Genomic DNA, 13,253 nt, shown 5'->3' on the forward strand with positions numbered 1-13,253 from the left:
ATGAAACGCAGGATGGAGTGTAAGCGTATTCAGTTACTGGATGATTGGAGTCTTAGAACGAAGCTGTACATATTGTTTATTTTTTGTGTGCTGATACCCGTACTAGCCACGAATGCCGTATTTTATCAAAGTATCAAGGGACAGATCGAAGCAAAAGAGCAGAGCCGGATTAACGAAATGCAGCAGCGGATTCGTTTTAATCTGCGGAACAGTCTGGACAATAGTTTGTACGTATCCAATTTTTTATACACGGATGCCACAATGAACCGGTTTATGGAATCCAAGTACCGCAATCAGGAAGACTATTATTTTGCATATTATGATATGCTGAGCGGCAACAATCTGGTCCGTTATTATTACAGCTACCAGCAGGTGAACCAGGTAACCTTCTACGTAGACAATGATACGTTCGTGAATGGCGGTAATTTCATCAAGCTAAATGATGAGATCCGAAAGAGTGAATGGTATCAGGCGCTGATGAATACGGATGAGCAGATGATGATCTATTCGTACTTTGACAAGCAGCAGGCTGAGATGTCGCAAAGTCAAGGCGGGCGGAAGGTCAGCATTATTCGCAAGCTGAATTATTTCGGAAAACAGCAGGTGGAGAAGGTATTAAAGGTAGACCTCGATTATGCCTTCATCAACAAGTCCTTCAAAAACGAAGGAGCTGGCGGGAAAATATACATCGTTTCAAACGACCGGATTATTTTCTCGAATGACGCACAGATGAATCAAGCACGGAAGCCGTTTTACCTGATGTCCGACATGGAGAGGGATACTGGAGAATCGGTGGTATCCATTCCTGTCGTATCGGAAAATTGGCAGATTATCGTGCGCGGGGAGAAACTGGATTTTCTCACAGAGATCGTTGATTCCAGATTTAATCTGATGCTGCTGATTATTGTTAATCTGCTCGTACCAACGCTGCTCATCTGGCTCATTTCCAGGTCACTTGTTCACCGAGTAGGCCGTATTGCCAAACATCTGGATCAAGTTAAACAGGAGAAATTTGAAGTAATCGCAGAAGCGGCTGGCAGGGATGAGATCGGAAGCCTGACCCACAGCTACAACATGATGGTGATCAAAATCAGGAATCTGATTGAAATTGTATTTAAAGGACAGGTCGAACGGCAGGCGCTGGAAATCTCCAAGAAACAAGCTGAATTAAAGGCGCTGCAGAGCCAGGTCAATCCGCACTTTATGTTTAACACCCTTGAAACGATCCGCATGCGCAGTTTGATCAAGGAAGAACACGAAACCTCGGACATTATTCAGAAGCTCGCGCTGCTGCTGAGGCAGACGATTAATTGGGGCAATGATCTTGTCAGCATTCAGGATGAAATTCGCTTTGTTGAGAGTTATCTGGTGATCCAGCAATACCGTTTTGGGGAGAAGCTGCAGTTCGTTATTGACGCTGCAGATACTGGCATTTTGGAGATGAAAATTCCAAAACTGACGGTATTAACATTTGTAGAGAATGCTTGCATTCATGGCATCGAGGGAAGCTTGAATGATGGTGTCGTGGAAGTCAGGTTTCAGAAACAGAATGACCAACTGCATATCATGATTCAGGATACCGGGGTTGGCATGGAAGAGGACAAGCTGGATGTGCTTCGCAATATGATGCTTGATCCTAGTCTGGAGCGGCTCAGTGAGCTGAGCAGTATCGGGGTTATGAATGCTTATATTCGGCTTCGCATGTATTTTGATGAACGTGTGCAGGTGGACATTGTCAGTGAAAGGTACAAGGGGACTACAATTCGGATACAGATTCCGCTTGTACAAGCATCTCAGGGATAAGGAGCGAGGATATGATCAACGTGCTGATTGTGGACGATGAGCCATTTATTCGCCAAGGACTTCTTTTGCTGATCGATTGGAACGCACTTGGATTTCAGATTTGCGGTCAGGCTTCAAACGGGGTGCAGGCACTCGAATGTATTCGGAAAGTGCAGCCTGACCTTGTCATATCCGACATTAAAATGCCGGAAATGGATGGTATGCAGCTTGCCAAAATTATATATGAACAGTATGGCGGCGAGATGAAGATGGTGCTGCTCAGTGGATTCTATGAGTTTGAGTACGCCAAACAAGCGATTAAGTATCAGGTGAACGATTATATACTTAAACCGATTGTCAAAGACGAGCTGCTGCAGGTGCTGGAGGCATTCAGAGCCTCCTTTTTGGAGAGGACGGAAGAAAAGAGACATCAGGAAAAGCAGGAACAGATTGTTATGGTCCAGCATGTGCAGTCGATCCTGCTTGGATCAGCTGACGAGGAGACTCTTGCCCATGTGCGAACTCAATACGGGGATGCAGCGAAGTTCCGATGTTTGATGATTGAAACGGAGTCTGGACGAGAGCAGCAGGCTGACTGGTGTCTGCACGTGGAAGCGAGTATGAACCAGAATCATGCAGGAACTGTCCTGAAATCCTTTACCGGCGAGAAAAATAGAATACTGCATATAGTCACTGACCTGCTGCTGAAGCAGGAGGCATTATCTTTGGAACAATACGTTACTCGGCTTTATGCGGAGCTGAGCGGCATACAGAGTGCGGCTGTTGCGATCTATGCTGGCAAGGAGGTAAGCAGGCTGGAGGAACTGCATGAATCCTACTATTCCTGCAGCAGGATCAAAAGTTTGCGCTTTTTCAGTGCATATGGTCCGATCTACTATTATGAGCATATGGATACAACTGTTTTTAATAATCAGCCTGCAGGGCGGGAAAAGCAGCTCTTTGATGGACTGATTCAAGCCATTGAGGAACAGCGAATCGGGGATATACACAGTCATGCGCAGGCTATTTTTCAATTTTTTCTGGAACAGCGGATTGAGCCGGGCATTGTGGGCATTCATCTTCATTATTTGGCGTACACCCTGCTCGGCCTGGTTAACAGTGATCATGCGCAGCGGAATCCGGATGAGGAATGGTTGCAGTCCACATTTTTGCAGGAGAACTATGCCATGCTGTCCATGGAAGAAAATATCGAAAATCTATGCGAGTTCTCATACAAATGTGCCGATAAGCTGAAAGAGCAGCAGAAATGGAATGCGATGGGGGTACTTGCCCGGGTTGAAGCTTATATTCATGAGCACTATACGGAAAATATCAGCCTGAAACTGCTCGGAGAGCATTTTTACATGAACAGTGCCTATCTGGGACAGATTTTCAAAAAGCACTATGGGATAAGTTTCAGTGATTACCTGAATCAGATCCGAATTGAAGAGGCTGCCCGGCTGCTGCGTAGAACCGATTACAGGGTGTATGAGATTGCAGCAATGGTCGGATATCGGGATTCCGATTATTTTATTAACCGCTTCGAGAAAGTCAGGGGAGAGACGCCAGCACAGTATCGAAAAAGGGCACAAGCGGTGTATACTTCGGATTCTTCATCCTGTTCTCCGTAGAGGGGAGCAGGTTTTTTTGCATATCTGGAATTATTGGGATGAGGCCTATAGTTTGTCCCGTTGAGGAGCGCAGGTAACAATGATAATTTTAAGTCAGCATTTGGAAAGCGCTTTCCAAGGCTTGTCTCTCAACATATTTCGCTGGAGGGGTCATGATGAAAAAGGATGTCAGAAAAAGATTCAGGCAGTTCGTATTACTGACTTTGATGCTTACGGTAGTGCTCGCCGGGTGTTCGCCGGGTTCATCCAAGACAGAAGAAAAGACAGCAGACGGCAAAGACTTGAAGCAGTTTTCCGCATTTTTTGCTGTACCTGGCAAGCTTGCGCCTGACGACAACCGTGTTTTAAAGGCGATTGAAGAAAAGACCGGAGTGCGGGTCACGATGGACTGGCTCACGGGTCAGACCGCCAAAGAACGGATTGGTGTCATGATTGCAGGCGGGGAATATCCGGACTTTATTGATGGCAGTGATGGTACACAGCAGCTGGTATCTGCCGGCGCCCTTGTACCGCTTGAGGACTATATCGACAAATATCCAAATATCAAAAACTATCTGGGTGACAATTGGAAGAAGATGAAAAATTCAACGGATGGTCACATCTACTTTATTCCTCAGTTTGGAAATTTACAGGGTGAGTCCATGAAGGTATCCCATGATGGAGAGGCATTCTGGATTCAGAAAGCGGTGCTGGAGTGGGCCAATTACCCTACGATCAAAACACTGGATCAGTACTTTGACTTGATCGAAAAGTACAAAGCCGCGAATCCAACGATTAATGGTCAGCCAACCATCGGTTTCGAGATTATTTCTTACGACTGGCGTTACTTCGCACTGGAGAACCCGCCGCTGTTCCTGGCAGGCTATCCGAACGAGGGAGCTGCTATTATCGACAAAGCCACATTAACGGCGAAGAACTATAATACGATTCCGGAAGCCAAGGCTTATTTTAAAAAGATCAATGAAGTCTACAATAAAGGGCTGGTTGACAACGAGACGTTCACTGCCAATTACGATCAGTACATCTCCAAAATTTCGACTGGACGCGTACTCGGTATGGTCGATCAGGGATGGCAGTTCCTTGACGCCGAGGCTTCTCTTGTCAAACAAAAGCTGTATGAAAGAACGTATGTACCGCTGTCCATTACCTTGTCCGAGGACGTAAAAGGACGGTATCAGCATAAGCCAATCCTGAACGTCAACGGCGGACTTGCCATCACGAAGAGCTGTAAAGATGTGGAGGGAGCACTTCAATACATTAATGACCTGCTCGATCCGGAGATTGAAGTGCTGAGAACATGGGGACAGAAAGATGTAGATTATCAGGTGGATGACAAAGGCGTTTTCTCCCGTAACGAGGAGCAGCGTGCCAATGCCAAAGATCCGGATTGGGTGCTGGCGAACACAGGAAGCCCGCTGGTTTACTTCCCGCACCATGAAGGCATGACAGCAGACGGTAAAAATGCACTGGACCCGAAAGAGCAGCCTGAAGAGTATCTCGCAACACTGAATGATATCGATAAAAAAGTACTCAAAGCCTATGGATATACCAAATTTACGGATTTCCTGGAGCCAGCAGAAGAGAACGAACCATGGTTCCCGATCTATACGTACAATTTCGAACCGAATAAGCCGGAGACCATCGCCAGACAGAAGATGGACGATGTGAAGCGGAAGTGGCTGCCTAAAGTAATCATGACGTCACCAGCCGAGTTCGATAAGACATGGGAGGAATATCAATCGACACTGAAAGAAAGTGCAGATATTAAAGCCTATGAGGATGCACTTACAGAAGAGGTTCGCAGACGTGTAGAGCTGTGGGGATAACTAGAGGAAACATCTGCATGAAGTACGACAACAAGCAGGTCAAGAAGAACTACAAGCAAGCATCCCTATAAAGTAATACGACAAGTAATGTGACACAAGCCATAGGCTGAGCAGTGTGATAAGCAATACGACAAGTTATCAGAAAAGATAAGCAGTATAGGACAGACACAGTTAGGAGTAAGGCAGAGGCTATAGGATATCCTGTAGCCTTTCTTATTCAACACAGATAGGTGTGCTTATTGGACAGGAATGGATTCGACTCATCCTTTCGGATGATATAGATAAAACTCGTAATCAAGGAGAGAGAAAAAAATGGCCAAAAAGGAGCTGCAGCCTTCAGTCAATACCAGCCATATTCCTTCAGGGAAAAGCTGGATCGGATATAACTTGTCCAGAATGAAAAGTCAGCGTCAATTGATGTGGATGTCATTCCCCTTCATTGCGTTTATTGCTATTTTTGCCTATGGCCCTTTATGGGGATGGCTGATGGCATTTCAGAACTACAGACCAGGCATTGGTTTCATGGAACAGGATTGGGTGGGGCTTGATCATTTTCGAACGCTATTTACGGACCCTACCTTTTTACGCGTCATTCGCAATACACTCGCAATGAGTCTCATTAGTCTGTTTCTGGGATTTGCCGGGTCGATTGGTCTGGCACTCCTGCTCAACGAACTGCGGATGGTTTTATTTAAACGTGTGGTGCAGACCGTTTCCTATCTTCCACACTTTTTGTCGTGGATCATCGTGACGGGTATCGTTGCGAATGTACTATCAACGGAAAACGGGATTGTGAATGTACTGATGACCAAGCTGGGCCTGATCGATGCACCGATCAATTTTTTCGCCGAACCCAAATATTTCTGGGGCATCGTGGGGCTGTCCAGCATGTGGAAGGAGATCGGATGGGGCACCATTATATATCTGGCTTCTATGGCTTCCATTAATCCGAGCTTATACGAGGCAGCATCTATCGATGGGGCTGGTCGATTCCGTAAAATGTGGAATGTCACACTTCCGAGCATCAAACCAACCATTATTATCCTGCTGATTATCAACGTGGGTAACGTACTGAATGCAGGCTTTGAGATTCAATATTTGCTGGGGAACGGACTGGTGCAGGATGTATCCGAGACGATCGATATTTTTGTCTTGAAATACGGGATTAATCTGGGGAACTACTCACTTGCTACCGCAGCAGGGATCTTCAAAAGTGTAGTCAGTTTAATACTCATCTTTATCGCCAACGGGATTGCCAAGTCTCTTGGTGAAGAGCGGTTGATATGATAAGGGGGCAGCGCTGTGAAACGATTTAGCGGAAAACAAAGCTTGGGTGACTCTATTTTTTCGATCACTAACGGCATATTTATGTTGCTTGTTATGGTTGTTACGTTATATCCTTTTTTAAACACCATTGCCGTATCTTTCAACAACGGTCTTGATACGATTCGCGGGGGAATCTATCTCTGGCCAAGAGAATGGACGCTGCAAAACTATGTTTCGGTGTTCCAAAATCCCCATCTGACGCAAGCCGCATTTATTTCGGTAGCCAGAACGGTCATCGGAACTGTGGTACAGCTCTTCTGTACAGCTATGCTGGCTTACGTGCTGAGCCGTAAGGAATATATGTTTAACAAACTTGTGACTACCCTTTTTGTCATAACGATGTATTTCAGCGGCGGGTTGATTCCCGGGTATATGCTGATCAAACAAGTGGGACTGCTGAACAGCTTCTGGGTGTATATTATTCCCGGTCTGATCGGGGTTTTCAACATGATCGTCATCCGTACCTACATTCAGGGATTATCCGAGGGATTGATTGAATCCGCGAAGATGGACGGAGCGGGCGATTTCCGCATCTTCATGCGTATTGTGCTTCCGCTGTCCAAGCCGGTACTGGCGACAGTCGCGCTGTTTATTGCGGTCGGTCAGTGGAACTCCTGGTTTGACTCCATGCTCTATACGGCAGGCAACCGCAATTTGACCACCCTGCAGTATGAACTGATGAAGCTGTTATCCTCAGCAACGTCACAAGGGGGAACCGTCAATGTGGATCAATATAAAAATGTGACTAATATGGTCACCCCCGTATCCATTCGGGCTGCCATCACCATCGTGACCGCGATGCCCATCGTTATACTGTATCCATTCTTGCAAAAATACTTTGTCACTGGACTCACCATTGGAGGGGTAAAAGAATGAACAATGTAAATCAAGGCGAGCAATGCACGTTTAGAAATCCGATTATGCCTGGGTTCTATCCGGACCCGTCTGTCTGCCGGGTAGAAGAAGACTTTTATCTGGTTACGTCTACGTTTGCTTATTTCCCGGGTGTTCCGATCTTTCATAGTCGTGATCTGGTTCACTGGAAGCAGATCGGTAATGTGCTGGATCGTGCTTCGCAGCTTAATCTGCAAGGAGCAGGTCATTCGCAGGGTATTTTTGCACCAACGCTCCGGTATCATGATGGGCTCTTTTACATGATAACAACGAATGTAACGCATGGCGGAAACTTTGTAGTGACAGCCTCAGACCCGGCTGGCCCATGGTCCGATCCTTATTTCATTGATGGTGCGGAGGGGATTGATCCAACGATATTCTTCGATGAAGACGGAAAGGCGTATTATCTCGGAACGCGTCCTTGTTCGGAAGGAGTGCGTTACAACGGAAACTGGGAAGTGTGGCTGCGTGAACTGGATTTGGGCAGCATGAAGCTGGTCGGAGACAGCTATGTTCTATGGCGCGGCGCGATGGTGGATGTCATCTGGCCGGAAGGGCCGCATCTGTACAAAATTGGTGATTATTATTATCTGATGATTGCGGAAGGCGGGACGGGCCTGAACCATGCGGTAACCATCGCACGCAGCAGCAGTCTGACCGAAGGTTACGTTGGCAATCCGAATAATCCGATTATTACGCATCGCCATATGGGCAAGCATTATCCGGTTATTAATGTAGGACACGCTGATTTGGTACAGGCACCTAACGGTCAATGGTTCATGGTGATGCTGGCTTCCAGACCATATGGTGGCGCTTTCAGTAATCTTGGTCGTGAGACATTCATTGCTTCGGTGGAATGGGAAGATGGCTGGCCTGTGGTCAACCGCGGGCTTGGAAAACTGGAAGAGCAGGGTGTGTTGAATCTGCCAGCAGCACCTGTGGCACCGGATCTGCGTTGTGAAAATTTTGATAGTGAACAGTTGGGGCTGCAGTGGATGTTCCTGCGTAATCCTCAGGAGGACCTGTACTCGTTAACGGAACGTAAAGGTTACCTGCGCTTGAAGCTGAAACCGCAAACATTGAAGGAACTTGAGAACTCCAGCTTTGTCTGTGTACGGCAGCGGCATATGGATTATGTGGCAGCTGCTGCCATGGAATTTGTGCCGCAGCATGAGTATGAAACGGCTGGCTTGGTAGTCATTCAGAATGATCAGTATCATGTGCGGATTGAGCGAGCACGTGAAGGTGAACAGCAGGTGCTGCGGGTGATGACATGGCTTGGTGGTGAGGAATCACAGGTTGGCCAAGTTGTGCTGGATGGAGAAACTCCGCGTGTATACATTAAATTGGTAGCGCTAGGACAGCAGCTCAGCTTCTACTACAGCACAGATGGAAGTGATTATCAGTTGGCTGCAGGACAAGTGGATACAACCAGCCTGAGTACGGAAGTCGCTGGCGGCTTTGTTGGCTGCTGTATCGGTATGTTCAGCAGCAGCAATGGTCAAAAGTCCGATCAGGCAGCGGACTTTGACTGGTTTGAATACGGTGCACACAATTAAACTCTCATTGAAGGAGAGATTGTATAATGAAAGCAGCTAAAACCGTCCTGTCGAGTGTAGCAGCCATAGGCATCATCACAACTTTGTCCGGGGTCTCTCAAGTATCAGCTGATCAGGGTAGTAAGACGACATCACTAATTTCTGTAAAAGCTGCATCGGTAGAACCCAATGTGTATCAGGAAGTTCCCAAATTTAAAAAAACGTTAAGTAAGGACAAAGTAATCTGGAATGGAAAAAATATTAAATTAATCGCAAACATCGTAGAGGAAGAAAATGTCCCTGCATCAGAATCCAAAGTAATTCGTTCTATTGTCGTTTCTAAAGGGAAGATGAAGCAGACGATAAAAACCGATGATTTGGCAGAAAAATGGCATGAAGTAATACGTGTTGTTGATTCAAATTCAGGTGATTGGGTGGCTGTTCAGGCAGCAAAAAGCGCCGGTAGTGCTGTCATTCTTGTGAACCTAAAAACGGGTGAATCCACGATTTTAAACGATCGCCTTATAAAGGAAGGTAAGAATGGTGTAGAAAGTATCCCTTCATTCAACTGGTCACCTGTGGAGGACAAGCTCGCGATTTCATACGGGAATACGGAGAAGAGTTCACTAGCCATATACGATGCGGAGAAAGGCACTTTTGAATATGTACCGCGTACAACAAACTATATTAGTACAGGCATTATCCTTTGGCACAAAAACGGAAAATCGTTCGATTACATTAGTGAGTATCCTTCCGATCAAATGAGTCTTTTTAGATATAATACAGCAGCCAAAAAGGTTAAACCGATCAAGAAAATGACTCAGAAAGAATTCCAACAATTTATGAAGCTGGACAAATAGGTAGACAGCACTTCAAGATAAAATCGGTTAAGCGGCCTTAATCCTGGAATGAATGGGGGATTAAGGCCGCTTATACTTCATGTAACTTTTTGTTAACTGCATAACTCATGCATTCCTTTATGTCTTCTGAAGCTCTTTCATGAATTTGTATTCAAGCTGTGTTCAGTAGGGATTACAGAGGAGTGTCCAATGATTAATGCCGCGCATCCTCACAGGTATTGACCCGGGTTAGATCCAAAATTTCATTCACGTGATGTTCTTCAAACCGGTCGAGCAGAGCGTCTAAACCATATTCCAGCTTGTGCTCAAGCTCATCCAGATAGATGGGAAGAATCGCATAAAAGTGCACGGTTTGTCCGTCCTCCATATCCAGCGTCAGAAAATCCTCATCCGTCTCAAGCGGCGGAAGTACGATGAAGGCACACATGTCAGTATTGCCCGAAAAAGGAATTGCCGGATCACCATTTGGTACAGTATGTCCCCAGCTCAGCCAGGTATCATAGTCATGCGGCAGGCGAGCCATCGTTTTCAACCAGCGTATGGGCCAGTAGTGATCCGATACCTCCAGCTTCTCTTCAAACAGAGGCCAATCAGGCGGTAAACAAATCATCAGTTCCGCATACGCATAGTCCTCTGCATCTTCTGGTGTGTTCATAGGCAGGGCACTCATACCTGTGGTGTATAACGTGTAATAATTGCGATTCGGTGTTGGGCGAACGACATGAACATCGATATGAACCTTGTCCGACAGCAGCTCATGAAACACGGATTCAGCTTCGCCAAGATATTGGTCAGCGTGCTGCTCGATCTGCTCCAGCCATTCGTCTGCTGCATATGAAGCAGACTGCCACTCACGCCCTTTGTCCTTATGACGAAGGATTGGGACGCCGGAGGGCGAATATTCTGAGGATTTGGACATGCTTACCGCTCCCTTGCACAGTTTGATGTACTAGCGATTTTATCATATCACAACGTGTGAATTGAAAGCTGTATCTCGTTCTATGTTATGATAGTGTTCAAGTTAGCAAGTTCGATTGAAGGGGCAAAGCGTATGAATCAGAGCGTACAGCAATTTAAAGCGGACTTCTTCAAAGCTTTGGCACATCCGATGCGAATCCGCATTCTGGAGCTGCTGAGCGAAGGGGCGAAAAATGTCAATGAGCTGCAGAGCATTCTCGGGTCGGAAGGTTCTGCGGTGTCCCAGCAGCTGGCTGTGCTGCGCAGCAAAAATGTGGTACAGGGCATCAAGGAAGGTACGACGGTCACCTATTCGCTGCGTGATCCACTGATTAAAGACCTGCTGGCAGTAGCCAAACAAATTTTCGACAATCATCTGGTCGATGCCATCTCGATGCTGGAGGATATGCGCAAAGATAGCTGATACAAGAAACAAGAGCAGCCGTAAGTTTGTACGTGTGTCTCTTGTTTTTTGATTTTGTATAAGAGTTCCAATAATTATACAGGATTGTGATATTTGCGATTGACAGTGCATATATCAAGGAGTAGTGTTCATTATATATTCAAATATTCAAATATATGAAGAAAAGAAGGTTATGGAGCATGAAAGGCACCGGGAGATACGCGGGTTATCGAATGGCTGATTTTCGCAAGGATCTGATATCGGGACTAATTGTCGGGATTATAGCAATTCCACTTGGCATGGCTTTTGCTATCGCTTCGGGAGTCAAGCCGGAATATGGGTTGTATACAACCATTATTGCGGGGATTTTGATTTCTTTGCTAGGCGGTTCCAAATTTCAGATTGGAGGTCCTACCGGGGCATTTATTCCGATTCTTTTTGCCATTGTAATGCAGTATGGTTACGAGAATTTATTGATTGCGGGTATGATGGCTGGGTTGATGCTGATTATTATGGGCGTGTTCAAGCTGGGGGCATTAATCAAATTTATACCAAGACCAGTTACTATTGGTTTTACCGCAGGGATTGCCGTTCTCATTTTTAGCGGTCAGATTGTGAATGTTCTAGGACTCACAGGTGTTACGAAGCACGAGGACTTTTACTCCAATATGAGAGAGATCGGAATGCACATCGGCACGATCAACATATATAGTTTGCTGACAGCGGGGGTATGCCTGGCTGTTCTTCTGCTTGTGCCAAAGTTCGCACCTAAAGTGCCTGCTTCATTGTTAGGTTTGATTCTATCGACTATTGTCGCTGCCGTTTTTTTCAAAGATCAGGTGGCTACAATTGGTTCATCCTTTGGGGCGATACAGGGAACGTTACCTGGGTTCCGCCTGCCGGAGATCACGTGGGAACGGATGATTCATTTACTGCAGCCTGCTTTTGTCATCGCTATGCTGGGCGGTATCGAATCGCTGCTGTCCGCTGTTGTAGCTGACGGCATGACAGGAAGCCGTCATAACAGCAACCGGGAACTGATCGGGCAGGGGGTTGCCAATCTGATTACGCCGCTGTTTGGCGGAATTCCTGCTACAGGAGCAATTGCACGTACAGCAACGAATATTAAGTCTGGTGCGGTATCGCCTTTGTCAGGCGTAATTCATGGTGTTGTCGTACTGCTTGTGCTGCTTCTGTTCGCACCCTACGCATCCCTCATCCCACTTGCCAGTATGGCGCCGGTACTTATGCTGGTGGCCTGGAATATGAGTGAGCGTAAGTCCTTTGCGCATGTGCTGCGGACCAAAACAGGTGACTCGCTTGTGCTTCTTCTGACATTTTTGCTAACCGTATTTACAAGTCTTACGACAGCGGTCGAAGTTGGCTTGATTCTGGCAGTCATTCTGTTTGTGAAAAGAATGAGCGAGATGTTAAAAGTCGCCAAAGTCCTGCCTGATCCAGATCATAAACATGAGAAAGTTATGGCTCATATGGTGCAGGAGGGACATGATTGTCCGCAGATTAGCCTCTATACGATTGAAGGCCCATTATTTTTTGGTGCGGCAGATATGTTTGAAAAATCAGTGATGGATTCACTCCCAGAACGTCCCGGATTGCTGCTGCTTCGCATGGGGAAAGTTCCTTTTATCGATACAACGGGCGAGGCTAATCTGGCTGGTTTAATCAAGCATTTTGAACGAAAGGGCGGAACTGTGTTGTTATCTGGGATACAGGAGCAGCCGCTTGAGATGCTGAAACGAACGGGTTTGCTGGAGCGAATCAATCCTGCTCATCGGTTTGAACATACCGGGGAAGCTATTAACTATGCCTTACAGCACTTGAATCAAGAGAAATGCAGAGGCTGCAGACATTTTGCTTTTCGGGAGTGTGGGGTTTTGTCGGGTACCGCTGTTGAATCTGAACAGCAGCAGAAGTGGAAGGTGGTTAGAGCTAAAGTGGCTCCATAATTTATATTCCAATAAATTCCTCGTTGGTATATATTAAGTGTGTTGACGATATATCATACAGGAAGGATT

The 13,253-nt window shown here is 46.2% G+C and carries 10 protein-coding genes; 9 read left to right on the forward strand and 1 reads right to left on the reverse strand.

Going from position 1 to position 13,253, the window contains the following annotated elements; all coding sequences use genetic code 11:
- From MKY97_RS04320 to MKY97_RS04350, 7 genes are all read left to right on the forward strand, one after another.
- Positions 1-1,803, forward strand: coding sequence for a sensor histidine kinase (locus tag MKY97_RS04320; RefSeq protein WP_342554282.1), 1,803 nt, complete (start codon positions 1-3; stop codon positions 1,801-1,803).
- Positions 1,804-1,814: 11 nt separating this feature from the next.
- Complete coding sequence (locus MKY97_RS04325; RefSeq protein ID WP_342554283.1) at positions 1,815-3,413, forward strand: response regulator transcription factor; 1,599 nt, start codon at positions 1,815-1,817, stop codon at positions 3,411-3,413.
- Positions 3,414-3,565: 152 nt separating this feature from the next.
- Positions 3,566-5,239 (forward strand): extracellular solute-binding protein, encoded by a 1,674-nt coding sequence (locus MKY97_RS04330; RefSeq protein WP_342554284.1) that lies wholly within the window; start codon positions 3,566-3,568, stop codon positions 5,237-5,239.
- A gap of 312 nt (positions 5,240-5,551) precedes the next feature.
- Complete coding sequence (locus MKY97_RS04335) at positions 5,552-6,526, forward strand: ABC transporter permease subunit (RefSeq protein ID WP_342554285.1); 975 nt, start codon at positions 5,552-5,554, stop codon at positions 6,524-6,526.
- A gap of 15 nt (positions 6,527-6,541) precedes the next feature.
- Positions 6,542-7,441, forward strand: a complete 900-nt coding sequence (locus MKY97_RS04340) for a carbohydrate ABC transporter permease (RefSeq protein ID WP_342554286.1) — start codon at positions 6,542-6,544, stop codon at positions 7,439-7,441.
- A complete protein-coding gene (locus MKY97_RS04345) occupies positions 7,438-9,018 on the forward strand; it encodes a glycoside hydrolase family 43 protein (protein ID WP_342554287.1) in 1,581 nt (526 codons plus the stop codon). Before MKY97_RS04340 ends, MKY97_RS04345 begins: the two co-directional genes overlap by 4 nt.
- Positions 9,019-9,044: 26 nt before the next feature.
- Positions 9,045-9,857, forward strand: a complete 813-nt coding sequence (locus tag MKY97_RS04350; protein ID WP_342554288.1) for a hypothetical protein — start codon at positions 9,045-9,047, stop codon at positions 9,855-9,857.
- Positions 9,858-10,050: 193 nt separating this feature from the next.
- On the opposite strand, the gene MKY97_RS04355 is transcribed toward MKY97_RS04350, so the two are convergent.
- A complete protein-coding gene (locus MKY97_RS04355) occupies positions 10,051-10,776 on the reverse strand; it encodes a suppressor of fused domain protein (protein WP_342554289.1) in 726 nt (241 codons plus the stop codon).
- Between the two features lie 132 nt (positions 10,777-10,908).
- Here MKY97_RS04355 and MKY97_RS04360 point away from each other — a divergent pair, with 132 nt between their 5' ends.
- Complete coding sequence (locus MKY97_RS04360) at positions 10,909-11,238, forward strand: metalloregulator ArsR/SmtB family transcription factor (protein ID WP_342554290.1); 330 nt, start codon at positions 10,909-10,911, stop codon at positions 11,236-11,238.
- A 179-nt stretch (positions 11,239-11,417) separates the two neighbouring features.
- Positions 11,418-13,184 (forward strand): sulfate permease, encoded by a 1,767-nt coding sequence (gene sulP / locus MKY97_RS04365; RefSeq protein ID WP_342554291.1) that lies wholly within the window; start codon positions 11,418-11,420, stop codon positions 13,182-13,184.
- Positions 13,185-13,253 lie beyond the last annotated feature (69 nt).

The organism is Paenibacillus sp. FSL R7-0652 (assembly GCF_038595045.1).
Classification (GTDB): Bacteria; Bacillota; Bacilli; order Paenibacillales; family Paenibacillaceae; genus Paenibacillus.

Excerpts from the sequence above, each read along its gene's own strand:
- MKY97_RS04320 (WP_342554282.1), top strand. The coding sequence starts at position 1 with ATGAAACGCAGGATGGAGTGTAAGCGTATTCAGTTACTGGATGATTGG.
- MKY97_RS04325 (WP_342554283.1), top strand. The coding sequence starts at position 1,815 with ATGATCAACGTGCTGATTGTGGACGATGAGCCATTTATTCGCCAAGGA.
- MKY97_RS04330 (WP_342554284.1), top strand. The coding sequence starts at position 3,566 with ATGATGAAAAAGGATGTCAGAAAAAGATTCAGGCAGTTCGTATTACTG.
- MKY97_RS04335 (WP_342554285.1), top strand. The coding sequence starts at position 5,552 with ATGGCCAAAAAGGAGCTGCAGCCTTCAGTCAATACCAGCCATATTCCT.
- MKY97_RS04345 (WP_342554287.1), top strand. The coding sequence starts at position 7,438 with ATGAACAATGTAAATCAAGGCGAGCAATGCACGTTTAGAAATCCGATT.
- MKY97_RS04350 (WP_342554288.1), top strand. The coding sequence starts at position 9,045 with ATGAAAGCAGCTAAAACCGTCCTGTCGAGTGTAGCAGCCATAGGCATC.
- MKY97_RS04355 (WP_342554289.1), bottom strand. The coding sequence starts at position 10,776 with ATGTCCAAATCCTCAGAATATTCGCCCTCCGGCGTCCCAATCCTTCGT.
- MKY97_RS04360 (WP_342554290.1), top strand. The coding sequence starts at position 10,909 with ATGAATCAGAGCGTACAGCAATTTAAAGCGGACTTCTTCAAAGCTTTG.
- sulP (WP_342554291.1), top strand. The coding sequence starts at position 11,418 with ATGAAAGGCACCGGGAGATACGCGGGTTATCGAATGGCTGATTTTCGC.